Consider the following 18477-nt stretch of genomic DNA (forward strand, 5'->3'; position numbering starts at 1 on the left):
CCGGACACCGCCCCGGCGTTACGCTGAGCACCGGCCGCGACCCGCAGGGACGCGGCGCGGCGGTGGGGCCCGCCGTACCCGAACCGCGGCTCGGACGCCGCCAACGGTCCCTACTTGCGCACCGGGGGCACCCCCTGCCCGGCGAGTAGGAGACGTACGACCATGACAGTCCCGAAGACCGGGGGCATCGGCCGGGTCCGGCCGGGCGCCCCGGGACGGCCCCGGTGGCTCGCCCAGGCACCGCTCGTCGCCGTGGTCTCCCTCGGCGGCGGCACCGGCGCCGCCGCCCGGTACGCGGCCTCCCTGTGGTGGCCCACGCCGGCCGGCGGCTTCCCCTGGACGACCCTCGGTGTCAACGCCGCCGGGTGCGCCGTGATCGGCGTGTTCATGGTGGTCATCACCGAGGTGTGGACCGCCCACCGGCTGGTGAGGCCCTTCTTCGGCACCGGCGTCCTCGGCGGCTTCACCACCTTCTCCACCTACGCCGTCGACAGCCGGAACCTGTTCGCCGGCGACCGGGTCCCGACCGGCCTGGCCTACCTCGCCGCGACCCCGGTCGCGGCACTCACGGCGGTCTGGCTCGCCGCATGGGCGGCCCGCCGGGTCCTGAAGTGGAGGCAGTCATGACGAGGCTGACCGGCGGCGCGCTGCGCCTGACCGTCATCGTCGGCGAGAACGACACCTGGCACCACCGCCCCCTGTACACGGAGATCGTCCACCGCGCCCACGCGGCGGGCCTCGCGGGGGCCAGCGTCTTCCGGGGCGTCGAGGGCTTCGGCGCCTCCTCGATCGTCCACACCAGCAGGCTGCTGTCCCTGAGCGAGGACCTGCCGGTGGTCGTCGTCGTCGTCGACACCGAGGAGCGCATCCGCGGCTTCCTGCCGCTGCTGGACGAACTCGTCACGGGGGGCCTGGTCACCCTCGACCCGTGCGAGGTCGTCAGGTACGAGGGCGGGAGGCCGTCGTGAACTGGCTGCTGGTCGTCGCGGGCGGCATGATCGGCGCCCCGCTGCGCTACCTCACCGACCGGGCCGTGCAGTCCCGGCACGACTCCGTCTTCCCCTGGGGCACCTTCACGGTGAACGTCACCGGCAGCCTGGTCCTCGGCGTCCTGACCGGCGCCGCCCTGGCCGGGGCGGCCGGCTCCGAGGTGCGGCTGCTGCTGGGGACCGGACTGTGCGGCGCCCTCACGACGTACTCGACCTTCTCCTACGAGACGCTCCGGCTGACCGAGACCGGTGCGCGTCTGCAGGCCGCCGTCAACGTGCTGGGGAGCGTGGCGGCCGGCCTCGCGGCGGCGTTCGCGGGGGTGACTCTGGCCGACGCGCTCTGGAGCTGACGCCGGGCACACCGCGCGGTGTAGTAGGAACTGGATGCCATGAGCGCCATCAGCATCGGTCAGGCCGTCGTCCTCGGAGCGGTCGAGGGGGTGACCGAGTTCCTGCCCGTCTCCTCCACCGGACACCTCAAGATCGTCGAGGGCCTGATGGGCATCCCGGTCGACGACGACGCCGTCATCGGCTTCTCCGCGGTCATCCAGGTCGGCGCCATCGCCGCCGTGCTCGTCTACTTCTCCAAGGACATCGCGCGGATCGTCTCGGCCTGGGGACGCGGGCTGCGCGACCCGCAGGAGCGCTACCACCACGACTACAGGTTCGCCTGGTGGGTGGTCTTCGCCACCGTCCCCGTCGTCCTGGTCGGCCTGGCCGCCAAGCCCCTGATCAAGGGCCCCCTCGCCTCCCTGTGGGTGGTCGCCGGCTCGCTGATCGTCGGCAGCGGCGTGATGTGGTGGGCCGACCGCACCGGCCGGCACAAGCGGGGCGAGGACGACACCTCCTTGAGGGACGCGATGCTGGTCGGCGGCTCCCAGATCCTCGCCCTGCTCTTCCCCGGCTTCTCCCGCTCCGGCGCCACCATGTCCACCGCCCTGCTGCTCGACCTCGACCGGGTCGCCGCCACCCGGCTGTCCTTCTTCCTCGGCATCCCCGCCCTGACCGGCGCGGGTCTGTACGAGCTGAAGGACGCCCTGGGCACGGGGGCGGGTGCCGCGCCCCTGGCGGTCGGCACCCTCGTCTCCTTCGTGGTGGCCTACGCCTCCATCGCCTGGCTGCTGAAGTTCGTCGCCCGGCACACCTTCAGCGCGTTCGTGATCTACCGGATCGCGGTCGGCGTCCTGCTGTTCGGGCTGCTCGGCACGGGCGTGCTGCAGAGCTGACCGCCGGGCGCGCCGCCGGGTCAGCGGGCCGCGCGCAGCGGCTCCCCGACGCTCCTCATGTGCCGCCGGGCCTCGCGGTGCGAGGCCAGCAGCCCCGTCTGGTGGTACGGCACCCCCAGCTCCGCGCAGTACGCCTCGGTGAGCACCTGGGCCCGGCCGAGCGCCGGGGTCGGCATGCTGGGGAAGAGGTGGTGCTCGATCTGGTAGTTGAGGCCGCCCATGAAGGCGTCGACGAGCACACCGCCGCGCACGTTGCGGGAGGTGAGCACCTGGCGGCGCAGGAAGTCCAGCCGCGTGCCCTCCTCGATCATCGGCATGCCCTTGTGGTTGGGCGCGAAGACCGAGCCCAGGTAGATCCCGAACAGCCCCTGGTGGACGGCGAGGAAGACGAGCGCCTTGCCCGGGGACAGCACCGTGAACAGGCCGCCGAAGTAGAGCGCGAAGTGGGCGACGAGCAGCGTGCCCTCCAGGACCGGGCGTTTCACGGCCCGGCCGCCCAGCGCCTTGAAGCTGTTGAAGCTCAGGTTGAGCCCTTCCAGTGTCAGCAGCGGGAAGAACAGGGCGGCCTGGTGCCTGCCGATGAAGCGCGGCAGCCCGGTCGCCCGGCTCGCCTGGCCCCGGGACCACACCAGGATGTCGGGGGAGACGTCCGGGTCCTTCTCCTCGTGGTTGGGGTTGGCGTGGTGGCGGGTGTGCTTGTTCATCCACCAGCCGTAGCTCATGCCGAGCAGCAGGTTGGCCGCCAGCAGGCCGCCCGCCTCGCTGGGGCGCCGGCGCGAGAACACCTGCCGGTGGGCGAGGTCGTGGGCCGCGAGCCCGAGCTGGCCGAAGACGACGGCGAGCCCGATCGCGACGAAGAGCTGGCTCCAGCTGTCCCCCAGGGCGACGAACGCGGCGACACCCCCCGCCAGCGCGAGGGCGACGGCGCCGAAGCGCACCGTGTAGTAGAGGGGGCGGCGCCGCAGCAGCTCCGCGTCGGCTATGCGCCGGGAGAGTTCGGAGAAGTCGCTCCCCTTCTCGCGTTCCTTCTCCCGGGCGGGCGTGGGCAGGCTCTCGACGAGCACCGTTGATTCGACCATGCACCCGAGTATGTGAACGGCGGCCCGGCCGCAGAATGGCGTCCGCCCCCGGAACGGGGGTGTGGCCAGCACCACCCCGGCCCGGGGGTCCGCCCGCCGTCGGCCTCCCGCCGCCATGACGCGCCCAGAGGGAGAATGGCGATCATGAGCACACCGACGACCTTCCGGCCGGTCCTGGAGCGCATCGCCGAGGAGATCGAGCGGACCCCGGGCAGCGGGCGGCCCGCCGACTACATCCCCGCGCTCGCCGCCCGCGACCCGCGCCGCTTCGGCATGGCCGTCGCCGAGCCGGACGGCACGGTGTACGGAGTGGGGGACTGGCGGGAGCCGTTCTCCGCGCAGTCCATCACCAAGGTTTTCACCCTCGCCCTCGACCTGGCCAGGGAGGGCGACGCCCTGTGGGAGCACGTGGGCCGCGAGCCGTCCGGCAATCCGTTCAACTCCCTGGTCCAGTTGGAGTACGAGAACGGCATCCCGCGCAACCCGTTCATCAACGCGGGTGCCCTCGTCGTCACCGACCGGCTGCACACCCGAACCGGCGACGCGGCCGGTGAACTGCTCGCCTTCCTGCGCGAGGAGAGCGGCAACCCGGACCTCGCCCACGACGCGGAGGTCGCCGCCTCCGAGGCCGCGCACGGCGACCGCAACGCCGCCCTCGCCCACTTCATGGCGTCGTACGGCAACATCGACAACCCCGTGCCGGTCCTGCTCGACCAGTACTTCCGCCAGTGTTCCGTCGCCGCCTCCTGCGCCGACCTGGCCCTGGCGACCGGTTTCCTGGCACGGCACGGCATCCGCGCCGACGGCAGCCGGCTGCTGAGCCGCAGCAGGGCCAAGCAGATCAACGCGGTGATGCTGACCTGCGGGACCTACGACGCGGCCGGTGACTTCGCCCACCGGGTGGGTCTGCCCGGCAAGAGCGGGGTCGGCGGCGGCATCATCGCGGTCGTGCCGGGCCACTGCACCCTGTGCGTGTGGAGTCCGGGTCTGGACGAGCGGGGCAACTCGGTGGCCGGGGTGGCGGCCCTGGACCGCTTCACCACACTGACCGGGCTGTCGGTGTTCTGATCCGGCCGTGTCAGGTCACCTTGTCCCGCACCAGCCTGAGCCGCAGGGCGAGGGCCGTGACGCCCGCGCCGAGTGCCGCGACGCCCAGGATCGCGCCGGTCTCCGGCCAGCCCGGCCCGTCCTCGGCGGGCCGGGCCGCGGGCGCAGCCGCCGGGACCGCCTGAGGTCCCTGCCGCGGCCGGGCACCCCCGGGGGGCAGCGATCCCACCGGGTCAACCTCCCCGTCCGCCTCGAAGCCCCAGTCGAGCAGCGACCGGGCCTCCTCGTAGACGGCGTGGCCGCCGCCCTGCTGCGGGTTCATCACCGTGACGAGGAGGGTCCGTCCGTCGCGGCGGGCGGCGGCGATGAGCGTGTTGCCCGCGTTGCTGGTGTAGCCGTTCTTGACGCCGATGAGCCCCGGGTACGGCTCCACGCCGTCGGCGCCGGTGAGCAGCCGGTTGGTGTTGATGATCCCGAACGAACTCCCGTCGCGGCCGGGGAACATCGCGTCGACCGTGGCGCAGTACCGCGCGAAGTCGGGCCGCCGCAGCCCCGCCCGGCCGAAGACGGCCAGGTCGTACGCCGAGGAGACCTGACCCGGCACGTCGTACCCGTCGGGCGACCGGACGTGGGTGTCGCGGGCGCCCAGGGCGCGGGCCTTGGCCTGCATCCGGGCGGCCGTGGCACTCCAGCCGCCGGTGAGCGAGGCGAGGACGTGCACGGCGTCGTTCCCGGAGTTGAGGAAGACGCCGTTCCACAGGTCGGAGACCCGGTACGTCTCGCCCTCGACGACGCCGACCAGGCTGCTGCCCGGACCGATGCCGGACAGGTCCTCCGGGCCGACCTCGTGGTGGAGGCCGCCCGGCAGGACCGGCAGCACGGTGAGGGCGAACAGGGTCTTGAGGGTGCTGGCCGGGGGCAGGGCGCGGTGCGCGTCGTTGGCCGCCAGCACGTCGCCCGTACCGGCGTCGGCCACGACCCAGGACAGGGCGGAGACATCGGGGACCCGGGGCGCTCCCGGGTGCGGCCGGACCTGCGTGCCGGAGCGGTACAGCGGCGAGGGCTGCGCCCCCGCGGTGCCGGGCGGGCCGGGGTCCGGGCGTCCCGTACGAGCGGCCGCGGCGGCCGGCATGAGGGTGAGCAGCCCCGCGAGGCACAGCAAGCAGGTGGACCGAGCCGCCCGGAATGAGAATCCGATAGTCATACCGCAAACCTAGGAACGGCCCCCCGCGCCACCACGCTGACCGGGCCGGATCGCGCCCGCAAGCACCCGGATGCCGCAACGGCGGCCGGTGAGCCGTGCCGGCCGGCACGGTCGCAGGGGGCATCAGTCCGCGGGCAGGGTGGGCTGCACCTGACGCAGGAACGTCGCGTTGTCCGGTGTGCGGCGCAGCCGTTCCAGCAGGGTCTCCAGGCCCTGTTGTCCCTCCCGCGCCCCCAGGGCCCGCCGCAGCCCGCGCACGGCGGTCGTCTCGGCCGCGGACAGCAGGAGCTCCTCGCGCCGGGTGCCCGAGCCGGTCGCGTCCACGGCCGGGAAGACCCGGCGGGAGGCGAGTTCCCGGCTCAGCCGCAGTTCCATGTTGCCGGTGCTCTTGAGCTCCTCGAAGTAGAAGTCGTCGGCACGCGAACCGGTCTCCACCAGCGCGGTGGCGAGGACGGTGAGCGAGCCGCCCTCCTCGGGCTTGCGGGCCGCGCCGAAGAAGCGCTTGGGGCCCAGCAGCGCCCCCGCGTCGACACCGCCGCTGAGCGTGCGGCCGCCCGACGAGGCGGCGTTGTTGTGCGCCCTGCACAGCCGGGTGAGGGAGTCCAGGAGGACGACGACGTCCTCGCCGGCCTCGACGAGCCGCTTGGCCCGCTCGATCACCAGCTCGGCGAGCGCGATGTGCTGCTTGGCGCTCCGGTCGAAGGTCGAGGCGTACACCTCGCCCCGCACCGAGCGCCGCATGTCGGTGACCTCCTCGGGGCGTTCGTCGAGCAGCAGCACCATCAGCCGGGCCTCGGGATGGTTGCCGGCCAGGGCGGCGGCGAACTGCTGGAGCAGGACGGTCTTGCCGGTCTTCGGCGGCGCGACGATCAGGCCGCGCTGGCCCTTGCCGACGGGGGCGACGAGGTCGACGACGCGTCCGGCGAGTCCGGCCGCCGGGTGTTCCAGCCGCAGCCGCTCGTGCGGGTGCAGCGGGGTCAGGTCGGCGAAGTGCCTTCGGCCGCCGCGCCGTTCGGGCATACGGCCGTTGACGCGGACGACCTCGGTCAGGGTGCGCCTCTCGCCGCGCACGCCCTCGACGAGGTCGCCCCGGCGCAGCCCGTGCCGGCGGATCAGCGCGGGCGAGAGGGCGAGGTCGGAGGGCTCGGGCAGCAGGCGCTCTCCCCGCAGGTACCCCTTGCCGCCCGCCTCGATGTCGAGGACGCCGCTCGCGGTCTCGGCCGGGGACTGCTGTACAGGGGGGTGTTCGAGTGTGGTGGTCATGGTGGTCGGTCCTTTCGAGGACACGGGCATGGGACATGCGGAAGGAAGGGGGGAGCCGCGAGGGGTCGGAACGACACGCCTCCGGGCGGCGGAATCAGCACCCCGAACCGAGCGGGGAAGAAAGCCCTGCTCACGAGGTTGTGCTGGGAAGCGGACCGCCGGTCGCACGAGGACGGGCGGATCTGCGATCTGGAAGGAAACTGGCACCGGCGCCCCATCGAAGGGGCGTACAAAAGTGCTGCGGGAAACCTACCACACCGTCCGCCCTGCCGTCACCCCGCCCTGCCGTCACCCCGTCCTGCCGCCGCCCCGCCTTCCCTCCGTGCCTGCCGTCCCGGTCTCAGTCGTCCGAGCGCGTCCCGGCCGTCTCCGCCCCCGCCCCCGCCTCCGCCTCTCGTGCGATCCGTTCGAACTGCTCGGCCATGGCCGCCTGAAGGGCCTGCGCGCCGGACAACGGGCGGACCATCACGGTCAGTTCGGCGATGCGGCCGGACGCGTCGAGTCGCAGGAAGTCGCAGCCCGCGATCTCGCGGTCCCCCACCCGTGCGGTGAAGAGCAGGGCGTGGTCGCGGCCGTCCGCCTCGCCGATGGCGCGTTCGTAGCGGAAGTCCTCGAAGACGCGCTCCACCGCGCGCAGGATCGCCGCCGTGACCGCCCTGCCCCGGTAGGGCTTGAAGACGACGGGGCTGGAGAAGACGACGTCGTCGGCCAGCAGTGCTTCGACGGCGTCCAGGTCGTGCGCCTCGACGGCCTCGCGGAATGCCCGCATCACCACTCCTCAGTACTCAACTATTTGACTAGACGTGAAGTAGAGTATTCGCCCCGCTCCCCGCTTGCTAGCGTGTCGACATGTCTCTCAAGTACGCCGTCCTGGCCGCCCTGCTGGAGGGCGAGGCCTCGGGCTACGAGCTGTCCAAGCTCTTCGACGTGTCGCTCGCCAACTTCTGGCCCGCCACGCCGCAGCAGCTCTACCGGGAGCTCGAGCGCCTCGCGGGCGACGGACTCATCGAGGCCCGCACCGTGCCGCAGGAACGCAGGCCCACCAAGCGGCTGTTCTCGCTCACCGCGGCCGGCCGGGAGCAGTTGGGCGCCTTCGCCGCCGAGCCGACCCGGCGGCCCACCGCCGTCCGCGACGAGTTCCTGATCAAGATGCAGGCCATGGACGGCGTCGACCCCCGGGCCGTGCGCGCGCTGGTCGAGGAGCGCCGGGCCTGGGCGCTGGGCAAGCTCGCCCGGTACGAGCGGATGCGCGAACGGCTCCTGGACGGCCGCACCGAGGAGGAGCACCTCCGGGACGCCGACCGCGTCGGGCCCTACCTCACGCTGGCCGCCGGGATCGCGTTCGAGCGGGAGAACGCCCGCTGGTGCGAGCGCGTCCTCACCGTGCTGAGCGAGCGGCGTGCCCCCGCCCAGCCCGGCGGACAGGCCCTAGGCTGACCGGATGTTCAGCTCCGAAGGCCCCACCCTGCGCGAACTCGCCGTCCAGGCACTGTCGTCGGTCGAGCGGGGCTACGACCTGCTCGCCCCGAAGTTCGACCACACCCCGTACCGGACACCGGACCGGGTGCTGGACGCCGTCGCCCGCGCGCTGGAGCCGATGGGCCCCTTCGGCGCCGGGCTCGACCTGTGCTGCGGCACCGGCGCGGGCGCGGGCGTCCTGGCCCGGGTGTGCCGGCAGAGGGTGACCGGGGTCGACTTCAGCGCCGGCATGCTCCGGGTCGCGCGGGAGCGCACCCCGCCGCAGGGCCCGGCGGTCTCCTGGGTGCGCGCGGACGCCCGCGCCCTGCCGTTCGGCCCCGCCTTCGACCTCGTGGTGAGCTTCGGGGCGTTCGGGCACTTCCTGCCCCGCGAACTGCCGGGCCTGTTCGGTCAGGTGCGCTCCGTCCTCCGGCCGGGCGGCCACTTCGCCTTCCCCGTCGCCGCCCCGCCCCGGCCCGGCTCGGCGGCGTACTGGACGCTGCTCGGCTTCGACGCGGCGATGCGGGTGCGCAACGCGCTGTGGCGCCCGCCGTTCGTCATGTACTACCGGACCTTCCGGCTCGGGGACGTGGGCCGGGAGCTGGCGCGCGCCGGGTTCCGGACGGACCTGCACGCCCTGCCGGAGTTCGGGCGGCGCCCCGACGGCAGTCCGCGGGTCCGGCTGGTGGTGGCCCGGGCGACACCCTCCGGCCGCCGCGTCAGCCGGCCGCCGGCAGGGTGAACTCGTAGACCAGGGCATCCCGCCGGGTGTCCACCAGGAGGTCCGTGATCTCCAGCGGCCGCGCGTACTGGTCCTGCACCCGACGCACCACCCGCACCGAGGCGGTGTCGGGCTGGAGGGTGATGGTGTCCCGGTGGTGCAGCGTCAGGCCCGCCCGGCGCATCCAGTCGTAGGCCCGCCGCAGTTGGGCGCAGGCGACGCCGTCGGCGCGGTCGCGGTAGCGGGCCAGCTCCTCGACCTCGGCGAGCGCGACGGCGGAGAACGACGTCACGGCCGTCCGCCTGCCGTCTCCGCCGGCCGCCGCCGAGGTGTAGCGGTGCACCAGGGTCGGCCGGCCCGGCGCCAGCCCCAGCGCCACGGCGTGCTCCGGCGGCGGAGGTGCCCACACGACGGTGGTCCGGTCGCCGGTGCGGGGTTCGGCCGACCGGGCACCCACCGGGAAGACGAGCGGCGCCGTGCCGCCGGCCGGCGGTCCCGGCAGGGCGACGTGGCTGCCCCGCCGGTCGGTGCTGAGCAGACCGTCCCGGCGCAGCACCTCCAGCGCCTGCCGTACGGTCTCCCGGCTCACTCCGTAGCGCTCCGCCAGCCGCCGCTCACCGGGCAGCCGTTCGCCCGGCGGGACGGTCCCGCCCTCCAGCTCGGCGAGCAACTGGTCGGCCACCCTCCGGTACAGGGGCGGCCGGGGGGACGGGTCGTGAGGGGTGGTGCGGGCCATGCCGCGCCTCCTGTTGATGACGTACGGTAGCCGCGCGGGCTCGGTGCGCCACCAGAATTACCATTGGTCTAAACCAACTGGGAAGTCCGGGCCGCCGGTTAGGCCGAAACGCCACCCGCGGACCTCAGGCGTACGCGCTCAGCCAGCGCAGCTTGGCGGCTTCCTGGTACGGCCCGCCGCCCTCGTGGTCGTTGAAGTCGTACACCTCGATCCTCTTGTCCTCGTGCGTCCAGGCGTTGAACGCCGCGAAAACGGTGGACGGCGGGCAGGTCTGGTCCTCCAGGGCGGCCGAGAACAGGGCCGGCGCCCGGCCCCGCGCCGCGAAGTGCACTCCGTCGAAGTACGACAGCGTGCGCAGCGCGTCCTCGGTGCGGCCGCGGTGCGTCTTCAGGTACAGGCCGACCTCGCGGTAAGGGTGCCGGTCGGTGAGCGTCGTCGCGCGCGGGAAGTCGCACAGGAACGGCACGTCCGGCGCGACCGCGACCAGGTCCGGCACCAGACCGCCCACCGCTATCGTGATGCCCCCGCCCTGGCTGCCGCCGAGCGCGACCGTGCGGGCCGGATCGGTCAGCGGGTGCGAGCGGGCCGCCTCGACCGCGCGCACGGCGTCGGTGAAGACCCGGCGGTAGTAGTAGTTCTCCGGGGCGTCCAGGCCGCGGGTCATGAAGCCCGGGTACGCGGGCGTGCCGCCGACGGGGTCCGGGGTCCCGCCGCCACCTCCCCAGGCGCTGCCCTGGCCGCGGGTGTCCATCACGAAGTGGGCCCGGCCGGTGGACGCCCACAGCAGGTGCTCGTGCGGCAGCCCGCGCCCGCCCCCGTACCCCACGAACTCCACGACCAGCGGCAGTGGCTCGGCCGCCGCGGCCGGCAGCGTCAGCCAGCCCTTCACCGGGTGCCCGCCGAACCCGGCGAACGTCACGTCGTACACCCGCACCGTGGCAAGACCCGTGTCGACCGGTTCGAAGCGGGCGTCCAGGTCGTGCTCACGGGCCTGAGTGAGCGTCTTGCTCCAGAACGCGTCGAAGTCCTCGGGCTCGGCCGACGCGCTGCGGTACGCGCGCAGTTCGTCGAGCGGAAGGTCGAACAGGGCCATCGAAAACCGCCTTTGCGGGGATGTGTCGGTCCGTACGAGCGATCACACCGTACGTGAGCGCCCGAAGGACTGACCAGGTCCGGGCGGTGCCGGGACCCACGGCGGCAGGGGGAGCCGTCAGGCCCGGCGGTGGGTCCACTGCGGCTCGGTCAGTGCCCAGTCGCGGTCCCACTCGGCCAGGCGGCGCCGCAGGGTCACCGCGCGTACGGCACGGTGCGCGAGGAGCACCGTGAGCCCGGTCCCGAGGGCGGTGAACGAGCCGACGGTGGCGCTGTGCTGCCAGATCTCGGCACCGTCCGACGGCGGCGGCACGCTCCGGCCGTGGGAATCCAGCCACACGTCCACCGTGTCACCGTGCCGGGCGGCGGCCGGCACCCGTGCCGTGGTGCTCTTCTCCGTGCCGTCGGGTGCCTTCCAGTGGACGGCCGCTCGGTACGACTGCTGCCCGCCCAGCTGTTCCGTGGACAGCGAGCCGGGGGTGCGGTCGGCCACGGTGGCGCGGACGTGGTGCCGCTCCGCCCGCTGCTGCGCGACGACCGCCTGGGCCTGCCCGTAGCCCCACCAGGCGGTGGCGGCCCCGAGCAGCGGAGCGCCCACGAAGAGCAGGAGGGCGACGACCACCGTGAGCCACGCCTCGACGACGTCCGAGCGGCGCCGCAGTGGATTGCGCCGCCAGCGCCAGCCGCGTACCCGGGTTCGCATGTCGACCTCCCCGCGATCACCGCGACCGGAGGAACGGACGGACGGCCGGGGGAGTGCGGGAGGGCCGCCGCGCCTTCGTGTCGCGCCACGTGTGCGAATGCCCGCACTGGACAGGTACCCAGTCCCGCGGACTCGTTCACGGTCCGGGCGGGATCAGCCGAAGCGTTCGATCCGGATCCGGTCCACCGGCTGCCCGGCCGCCACCAGCAGCCGCGACGCGTGCTCCGCGAAGGCGTTGGACCCGCACACGTACGCCTCCCAGCCGCCCGCCGGGGGATCGGCCAGCAACGGCGCCAGGTGCCCCGGGGCCAGCCGGCCCACGGGCACCCCGTCCGGTGCGGTGCGGGTGAACACGGGCGTCGTCTCCGCGCCGTACTCGCGGGCGTAGATCAGCTCCCCGGGGCCGCGTGCCGACACGAGGAGGCGCAGCGGCACGGTGAGGCCCCGCGCCCGGTGGTGCCGCACCATCGACATCAGCGGGACGACCCCGGACCCGGCGCCGAGGAGCAGGGCCGGCCGGTCGCCCGGCCAGGCGAAGAAGCCGCTGAGCGGGCCGCGCACCTCGATCTCGTCGCCGGGCCGCGCTACCGTGTGGAACCAGCCGGACACCTCCCCGTCGGGCACCCGGTCCAGGGTCAGCTCGATGTGCCCGGAGTCGTCCGGCGCGGAGGCCAGCGAGTAGTGGCGCTGGGCCCGGTAGCCGTCCTCGGCGGTGAGCCGCAGCATCAGGTGCTGGCCGGGCAGGTGGCCCGCCCAGCCGGGCACGGCCAGCCGGAAGGTCGACGCGCGGGGCGTCTCGCGGCGGATCTCCGTGAGCGTGGCCGTCTGCCACGTCCCGGCGGCCGGGCCGCTCACCTCGATGCGTCCGGGCACGGCGAACCGCGTCGGGGGAGTGAAGGTCCCCGCCGTGTGCGTGGCTGTCTCAGTCACCGGAGTACCGCTGCTCCTCCCAGGGGTTGCCCCGCGCGTGGTAGCCGTTCTGCTCCCAGAACCCCGGCTCGTCGTGGTCGAGGAGTTCGAGGCCCGCGATCCACTTGACGCTCTTCCAGAAGTACAGGTGCGGGACGACGAGCCGTGCCGGACCGCCGTGCTCGGGGGCGAGCGGCCGCCCGTCGTACTCCCACACGATCCAGGCCCGGCCGCCGGTGAGGTCCGCGAGCGGCAGGTTCGCGGTGTAGCCGGTGTGCGCGTGGGCGACCGCGTGCGTGGCCGACGGCAGCGGACCCGCGGCGTCCAGGAAGGCGTCCAGGGACACGCCCCCGAACCGCACCCCGAACTTGGACCAGCCGGTGACGCAGTGGATGTCGCCCGCGTACCTCGACGCCGGCAGCCGGCGCGCGGCCGCCAGGTCCCAGGTGCGCGGCTCGGCCACCAGACCGCCCACCCGGAAGCTCCAGTCGGCCGGCGCGATCTCCGGTGTGACCTCGGCGGACAGCACGGGCCAGTCGTCGCCCGCGTCGTACTGCCCGGGCGGCAGTCCCGGCCGGGCGGCGCGCGGGCGCCCGGTGAAGCCTCGGGTGGTGTTCATGCGGTGGTGCCTTTCGGGCCGTCGGGGCGGGGCGCCCGCGGACGGCGTGATCAGTGCGGTCCCGTCGTCAGTGCGTACCCGTCAACCGTACGTGCCCGCAGCGCGGCTCAGTCCCCCTGCTCGCCCGGCGCCCCGCCCGGCCACGCGTTGTACCGCTCCAGGTACAGGGCGAAACGCAGCAGGTCCTCGGCGGGCCAGCCGGCGAGCCGCTCCCGGAAGGCCGCCCGGCGGCTCTCGGTGACCTCGCCCAGGATGTGCCGCCCCGCCTCGGTCAGGTGCAGGACCTGGACCCGGTGGTCGTCCGGGTCGACGCGCCGCTCGACGAGCCCGGCGCGCTGCAGCGCGGACACCTGGCGGCTGACGGTGGACTTGTCCAGCGCGTAGTGCGCGGCCAGGTCCGTGGCGCGGCGGCCGTCCCGCTCCTCCAGGTGCCCGAGCAGGGTGTACGAGACCAGCGAGAGCTGCGGGTGCATGCGCCCCGCCGAGGCCCTGGCCCGGCGGGCGAAGGCCGTCATCTCGCGGTGGATGGTCTCCACGGCCGCGTCCACGGCACCCGGGCCGGGAGGGCCGGCTGTCGTCTCGTCCGGTGTTCCGGCAGCCGTCACGGGTCCTCCTCGCCTTGCTGGTTGCAGAATACAACTCGGCCCGGGGGGCGCTCCCGTCACCTCCGTCCGGCAGGTACCGGCGCCTGATCACTCAGGTACCGGCGCCTGATCACTGCGGTAGTGTGACCGGCGGCCGCGGACCGCCCCGGCCGCCGGACGACTGGGAGGTGAGACCGATTACCGCTGTGTCGGCCCGGGTGCTCCCACCTCACGGCAGTGCGGTCACCGGAAACGAGTGACCGGGAGAGCGCCCTTCGGTTCCCGAAAGGCTCTCGGCTTCCATGCCTCCCACCGTTCCCGCTTCGCCCTCACCGTCCCCCGGTTCCTCCCTCTTCTCGGGGGCCTTCGACTCGCGTGACTCCGTCGTGGCCGCGCTGCGCGCCGCGGGGTGCGTCTTCGCCGAGGACGAGGCCGCGCTCCTCCTGGATGCCGCCCGCACCCCGGCGGAACTCACCACGCTGGTCGAGCGCCGCGTCAGCGGGCTGCCCCTGGAACTCGTCGTGGGCTGGGCCGGTTTCCGCGGCCTGCGCGTCGCCGTCGCCCCCGGCGTCTTCGTGCCCCGCCGCCGCACCGAGTTCCTGGTCTCCGAGGCCCTGGCCCACGCGCCGGACGCGGACGTCGTCGTCGACCTGTGCTGCGGGTCGGGCGCCGTCGGCCTGGCCCTGGCCACCGCCCTGGACCGGCCCGAGGTGCACGCCGCCGACGTCGACCCCGCCGCCGTGCGCTGCGCCCGCGGCAACCTCGCCGACGTGGGCGGCCGGGTGTACGGCGGCGACCTGTTCGACGCGCTGCCCGACGTGCTGCGCGGCCGGGTGGACATCCTCGCGGCCAACGTGCCCTACGTCCCCACCGGGGAGGTCGCGCTGCTCCCGGCCGAGGCCCGCGACCACGAACCGCTGGTCGCCCTCGACGGCGGCGGCGACGGCCTCGACGTGCTCCGCAGGGTCGCGGCCGGCGCACCGGGCTGGCTCGCGCCGGGCGGCTGCCTCCTGGTCGAGACGAGCGAACGCCAGGCCGCCGACGCCGTGGACGCCTTCACCCGGGCCGGTCTCAGGACCCGCCTCGCGGTCTGCGAGGACCTGTACGCCCACGTGGTGATCGGCGTCAGGGTCTGATCCCCGCCCTCACGGCAGGGCCGGCGCGGCAACTCCCCGCGGTACCGCGGGCGCCGCACGACGCGCGTCCGGAGTTGCCCTGTACATGACCGCGCGGTCGGTCCAGACTGTGCGCCGGAGTGTCCGTGCCCACCGTGCCCCCCACCGAGGAGCCCCCATGCCCCTGCGCGCCCGGCAACGTTGTCACACCGTCCTGACCGGACTCGCCGCCCTCGCTCTCTCCGTCGGCCTCGCCGGTCCGGCGCACGCGGCCGCCCCCGCCGCGGACACCTGGACCGAGGTGGGCTCCGACCGCGCCGACCCGCTGACCGAGAGCCAGGGCCTGGCCTCGCTCGAGGTCCCCGCGGGCAGCCCCAACCGCTACACCGGGATCGGCACCATTCCGCTCGCCCTGAGCGCCCGGGGCTGGAACCACGTCGGTGACCCGGACGCCTCCTACGACGGCCACTACGTCGAGCCGTACCAGCGCGACGACGGGAACACGAAGATGTTCCGCGTCCAGGCGCCGGACGGCAGTTGGGCGGAGTACGTGCACACGCTGAGCGCCGGGGAGGCGCGGAACAACTCGTGGTCCGCGATCTCGCCCGACGGGCAGTGGATGCTGGCGGGCGAGTGGGGCACGATGAACCGCCTGCTGGTCTTCCCCACCCCTGGTGTCAACCCCGCCACCTCGCCCTCGGCGGACCTTCCCCAGGCGGCCACCGTCCGCCTGGACCGCGCCGTGCGGGACGTCCAGGGCTGCGACTTCCAGGACGCCACCACACTGCTGTGCTCCTCCGACGACCCGGAGGGCACCCTCTTCGGCATGACCAAGCCACTGCTGCGGATCGACCTGTCGGCCCCGCCGAACGGCACGGCCGACGTCACCGGACGGGTGAGCGCACTGCGGCAGTTGCCCCTGCGCAGCGCCTGCTCGGGCGCCTTCGAGGCGGAGGGCGTCGACTACGACCGGCGCACGGGCACCCTGCGCGTGATCGTCGTGTCGCCCGGTTTCTGCGTGCTGACCGACAGCAAGACGTACCGGTTCACCCGGGGCTGAAGCAGCCCCTTCGCGCCGGACGGCGGGTGGTGCTTTTCTGGTGGTGTCAGCCCATTGGTGTCGGCCCATGGGTGGCAGTCCATTGGTGTCGGCCCATGGGTGGCAGTCCATTGGCAGTGGCCCCATGGGCAGCGCCCCACGACCACGAGCGAGAGGGAGCGATCACGATGGACGGTGAGCGACTGCATCCGGAGTCCGTCTCGGTGGAGCTGAGCGGTTGCAGCAAGGAGGACGCCCGGACCGTGTTCGACACCCTGTGCGCCTGCTTCTCCTCCGACCGGCACGCGGGTGACGTGACCCGGGAGTACGACGAGGTGCGCCCGACCGTGTGGCTCGGCACCTTCGACGTGGCCGACGCCCGGCGGGGCGAGTGCGGCCCCGCCCGGCTCGGGGCGTCCGTCGAGGCCGACGTGCAGGGCGGGTACTGGGCGATCGAGCAGTTCCGCACCACCCTGGACTCCCTGTTCACCGTGCACGACCTGAGCACGGCCTCCGGGGACCAGGAGCGGGAACTGCACGTACGGCTCGAGAGCCACTGAGCCCGTCCCCCGTGGGCGGTGAGGTGTGCGCCACCCTGTTATGCAACTTGTTGCACAATGGGTCGGCGGTCCTCTAAGAATGAGGCACCACACCGCGCACGGAGGGCCCGATGAGCCGTTACCCCCACCTGCTGAGCCCGCTCGACCTGGGCTTCACCACCCTGCCCAACCGGGTCCTGATGGGCTCCATGCACGTCGGCCTGGAAGAGGCCGAGCGCGGCTTCGAGCGCATGGCCGCCTTCTACGCCGCCCGGGCCCGCGGCGGAGTGGGCCTGATCGTCACCGGCGGCATCGCCCCCAACGACGAGGGCCGCCCGTACGAGGGCGGTGCCAGGCTCACCACCGAGGCGGAGGCGGACCAGCACCGGGTCGTCACCGACGCCGTGCACCGCGAGGGCGGCCGCATCGCCCTGCAGATCCTGCACTTCGGCCGCTACGCCTCCCACGCCGGCCTGGTCGCCCCGAGCGCCCTGCAGGCCCCGATCAGCCCGCACGTGCCGCGGGAGCTGACCGACGCCGAGGTGGAGCGCACGATCGACGACTACGTCCGCACCGCCCGCCTGGCGCGCGGGGCCGGGTACGACGGCGTCGAGATCATGGGCTCCGAGGGCTACCTGATCAACGAGTTCGTCGCCACGCGCACCAACCACCGCACCGACCGCTGGGGCGGCTCGTACGAGAACCGCATGCGCTTCCCCGTCGAGATCGTCCGCCGGGTGCGCGAGGCGGTCGGCGAGGACTTCATCCTGGTCTACCGGCTGTCCATGCTGGACCTGGTGCCCGGCGGCTCCAGCCTCGACGAGGTGATCACCCTGGCCAAGGCCGTCGAGGCCGCCGGGGCCACCCTCATCAACACCGGCATCGGCTGGCACGAGGCCCGCATCCCCACCATCGCCACCTCCGTGCCGCGCGGCGCCTACACCTGGGTCACCAAGCGGCTGATGGGCGAGGTCTCCGTCCCGCTCGTCACCACCAACCGCATCAACACCCCCGAACTCGCCGAGCAGTTGCTCGCCGAGGGTGCCGCCGACATGGTCTCGGTGGCCCGGCCGATGCTCGCCGACCCCGACTTCGTCGCCAAGGCCGCGGCCGGCCGGCCCGAGGCCATCAACACCTGCATCGGCTGCAACCAGGCATGCCTGGACCACACCTTCAGCGGACGCATCACCTCCTGCCTGGTCAACCCCCGCGCCTGCCACGAGACCGAGCTCGTGCTGACCCCGACCCGGCTGCGCAAGCGCGTCGCCGTCGTCGGCGCCGGACCGGCGGGCCTCGCCTGCGCGGTGAGCGCCGCCGAACGCGGTCACGAGGTCACCCTGTTCGACGCCGCGAGCGAGATCGGCGGGCAGCTCAACGTCGCCCGCAAGGTCCCCGGCAAGCAGGAGTTCGACGAGACGCTGCGCTACTTCCGCACCCAGCTCGCCGCCCACGGCGTGGACGTACGCCTGAACGCGCCTGTCGGCGCCGACGACCTCACCGGTCACGACGAGATCGTCGTCGCCACCGGCGTCACCCCGCGCACCCCGGACATCCCCGGCGTCGACCACCCGTCCGTCGTCGGCTACCTCGACGTCCTGCGCGACGGAGCGCCCGTCGGCCGGCGCGTCGCGATCCTCGGCGCGGGCGGCATCGGCTTCGACGTCGCCGAGTTCCTCACCGACGGCGGCGACAAGGCGTACGAGGACCCCGGGACGTACTTCCGCCTCTGGGGCGTCGACACCGACTACCGCACCCCCGGCGGCCTCACCGCGCCCGAGCGCCCCGCACCGCCGCGCACCGTCCACCTGCTCCAGCGCAGGACCACCAAGGTCGGCGCAGGACTCGGCAGGACCACCGGCTGGATCCACCGCACCGAGCTGCGGCACCGCGGCGTCACCATGGTCCCGGGCGTCCGCTACGACCGGATCGACGACGCCGGACTGCACATCACCGTCGGCGGCGAGTCCACCGTGCTGGAGGTCGACACCGTCGTGCTGTGCACGGGCCAGGAGCCGAACCGGGGACTGTACGAGGAACTGCTGGCCGCCGGACGCAGTGTCCACCTCGTCGGCGGCGCCGACGTGGCCGCCGAACTGGACGCCAAGCGCGCCGTCAAGCAGGGCACCGAGCTGGCGGCGGCGCTGTAGGAGGGGC

21 protein-coding genes are annotated in these 18477 nt (G+C 73.7%); 11 read left to right on the top strand and 10 right to left on the bottom strand.

The features are described from left to right. Window positions 1-162: 162 nt before the first annotated feature. The 4 genes from IG88_RS0102105 to IG88_RS0102120 are packed head-to-tail and all read left to right on the top strand — an operon-like array spanning window position 163 to window position 2215. Window positions 163-627: a fluoride efflux transporter FluC gene (locus IG88_RS0102105; protein ID WP_031034230.1), complete on the top strand. Its 465-nt coding sequence runs from the start codon at window positions 163-165 to the stop codon at window positions 625-627. Then, on the top strand, window positions 624-968 hold the full coding sequence (locus IG88_RS0102110; RefSeq protein ID WP_031034240.1) for a DUF190 domain-containing protein: 345 nt from the start codon (window positions 624-626) through the stop codon (window positions 966-968). The genes IG88_RS0102105 and IG88_RS0102110 overlap by 4 nt, the downstream gene beginning before the upstream one ends. Further along, a complete protein-coding gene (crcB, locus tag IG88_RS0102115) occupies window positions 965-1339 on the top strand; it encodes a fluoride efflux transporter CrcB (protein ID WP_031034242.1) in 375 nt (124 codons plus the stop codon). Before IG88_RS0102110 ends, crcB begins: the two co-directional genes overlap by 4 nt. Before the next feature lie 39 nt (window positions 1340-1378). Next, on the top strand, window positions 1379-2215 hold the full coding sequence (locus IG88_RS0102120) for an undecaprenyl-diphosphate phosphatase (RefSeq protein WP_031034245.1): 837 nt from the start codon (window positions 1379-1381) through the stop codon (window positions 2213-2215). A gap of 20 nt (window positions 2216-2235) precedes the next feature. Here IG88_RS0102120 and IG88_RS0102125 read toward each other — a convergent pair whose 3' ends face one another. Next, complete coding sequence (locus IG88_RS0102125; protein ID WP_031034247.1) at window positions 2236-3294, bottom strand: fatty acid desaturase family protein; 1059 nt, start codon at window positions 3292-3294, stop codon at window positions 2236-2238. 135 nt (window positions 3295-3429) lie between these two features. On the opposite strand from IG88_RS0102125, the gene IG88_RS0102130 reads away from it, so the two are divergent. Then, window positions 3430-4362: a glutaminase gene (locus tag IG88_RS0102130; RefSeq protein ID WP_030398894.1), complete on the top strand. Its 933-nt coding sequence runs from the start codon at window positions 3430-3432 to the stop codon at window positions 4360-4362. Window positions 4363-4372: 10 nt separating this feature from the next. Here IG88_RS0102130 and IG88_RS0102135 read toward each other — a convergent pair whose 3' ends face one another. From IG88_RS0102135 to IG88_RS0102145, 3 genes are all read right to left on the bottom strand, one after another. Next, window positions 4373-5545: a D-alanyl-D-alanine carboxypeptidase family protein gene (locus tag IG88_RS0102135; RefSeq protein WP_037835168.1), complete on the bottom strand. Its 1173-nt coding sequence runs from the start codon at window positions 5543-5545 to the stop codon at window positions 4373-4375. A gap of 123 nt (window positions 5546-5668) precedes the next feature. Then, window positions 5669-6808: a transcription termination factor Rho gene (rho, locus tag IG88_RS0102140; protein WP_031034252.1), complete on the bottom strand. Its 1140-nt coding sequence runs from the start codon at window positions 6806-6808 to the stop codon at window positions 5669-5671. A 340-nt stretch (window positions 6809-7148) separates the two neighbouring features. Then, the gene (locus IG88_RS0102145) at window positions 7149-7577 is read right to left on the bottom strand and encodes a nuclear transport factor 2 family protein (RefSeq protein ID WP_031034254.1); all 429 of its coding nucleotides are present in this window, start codon (window positions 7575-7577) and stop codon (window positions 7149-7151) included. A gap of 80 nt (window positions 7578-7657) precedes the next feature. On the opposite strand from IG88_RS0102145, the gene IG88_RS0102150 reads away from it, so the two are divergent. Then, on the top strand, window positions 7658-8245 hold the full coding sequence (locus IG88_RS0102150; RefSeq protein WP_031034256.1) for a PadR family transcriptional regulator: 588 nt from the start codon (window positions 7658-7660) through the stop codon (window positions 8243-8245). 4 nt (window positions 8246-8249) lie between these two features. Continuing rightward, a complete protein-coding gene (locus IG88_RS0102155; RefSeq protein ID WP_037835169.1) occupies window positions 8250-9008 on the top strand; it encodes a class I SAM-dependent methyltransferase in 759 nt (252 codons plus the stop codon). Here the strand turns inward: IG88_RS0102155 and IG88_RS0102160 are convergent. The 6 genes from IG88_RS0102160 to IG88_RS0102185 form a co-directional block, all read right to left on the bottom strand. Then, on the bottom strand, window positions 8986-9723 hold the full coding sequence (locus IG88_RS0102160; protein WP_031034261.1) for a GntR family transcriptional regulator: 738 nt from the start codon (window positions 9721-9723) through the stop codon (window positions 8986-8988). The genes IG88_RS0102155 and IG88_RS0102160 overlap by 23 nt on opposite strands. Window positions 9724-9847: 124 nt before the next feature. Beyond that, window positions 9848-10816: an acetylxylan esterase gene (locus IG88_RS0102165; RefSeq protein ID WP_031034263.1), complete on the bottom strand. Its 969-nt coding sequence runs from the start codon at window positions 10814-10816 to the stop codon at window positions 9848-9850. A gap of 117 nt (window positions 10817-10933) precedes the next feature. Further along, window positions 10934-11518 carry a hypothetical protein gene (locus IG88_RS0102170; RefSeq protein ID WP_031034265.1) on the bottom strand — a complete coding sequence of 195 codons (585 nt, stop codon included), beginning with the start codon at window positions 11516-11518 and terminating at the stop codon, window positions 10934-10936. 153 nt (window positions 11519-11671) lie between these two features. Next, window positions 11672-12448, bottom strand: a complete 777-nt coding sequence (locus IG88_RS0102175) for a ferredoxin reductase (protein ID WP_031034267.1) — start codon at window positions 12446-12448, stop codon at window positions 11672-11674. After that, on the bottom strand, window positions 12441-13046 hold the full coding sequence (locus tag IG88_RS0102180; protein ID WP_031034268.1) for a sulfite oxidase-like oxidoreductase: 606 nt from the start codon (window positions 13044-13046) through the stop codon (window positions 12441-12443). The genes IG88_RS0102175 and IG88_RS0102180 overlap by 8 nt, the downstream gene beginning before the upstream one ends. 107 nt (window positions 13047-13153) lie before the next feature. Next, window positions 13154-13651 (bottom strand): MarR family winged helix-turn-helix transcriptional regulator, encoded by a 498-nt coding sequence (locus tag IG88_RS0102185; protein ID WP_037835170.1) that lies wholly within the window; start codon window positions 13649-13651, stop codon window positions 13154-13156. Between the two features lie 281 nt (window positions 13652-13932). Between IG88_RS0102185 and IG88_RS0102190 the strand changes: the two genes are divergently transcribed. From IG88_RS0102190 to IG88_RS0102205, 4 genes are all read left to right on the top strand, one after another. After that, window positions 13933-14766, top strand: coding sequence for a putative protein N(5)-glutamine methyltransferase (locus IG88_RS0102190; RefSeq protein ID WP_031034272.1), 834 nt, complete (start codon window positions 13933-13935; stop codon window positions 14764-14766). Between the two features lie 157 nt (window positions 14767-14923). Continuing rightward, the gene (locus tag IG88_RS0102195; RefSeq protein WP_031034274.1) at window positions 14924-15805 is read left to right on the top strand and encodes a hypothetical protein; all 882 of its coding nucleotides are present in this window, start codon (window positions 14924-14926) and stop codon (window positions 15803-15805) included. A gap of 167 nt (window positions 15806-15972) precedes the next feature. Continuing rightward, window positions 15973-16344 carry a hypothetical protein gene (locus IG88_RS0102200; RefSeq protein ID WP_031034276.1) on the top strand — a complete coding sequence of 124 codons (372 nt, stop codon included), beginning with the start codon at window positions 15973-15975 and terminating at the stop codon, window positions 16342-16344. A 110-nt stretch (window positions 16345-16454) separates the two neighbouring features. Next, on the top strand, window positions 16455-18470 hold the full coding sequence (locus IG88_RS0102205; protein WP_031034278.1) for an NADPH-dependent 2,4-dienoyl-CoA reductase: 2016 nt from the start codon (window positions 16455-16457) through the stop codon (window positions 18468-18470). Window positions 18471-18477 lie beyond the last annotated feature (7 nt).

Origin of the sequence: Streptomyces sp. NRRL F-5650 (assembly GCF_000721365.1) — a bacterium.
GTDB lineage: Bacteria > Actinomycetota > Actinomycetes > Streptomycetales > Streptomycetaceae > Streptomyces > Streptomyces ardesiacus.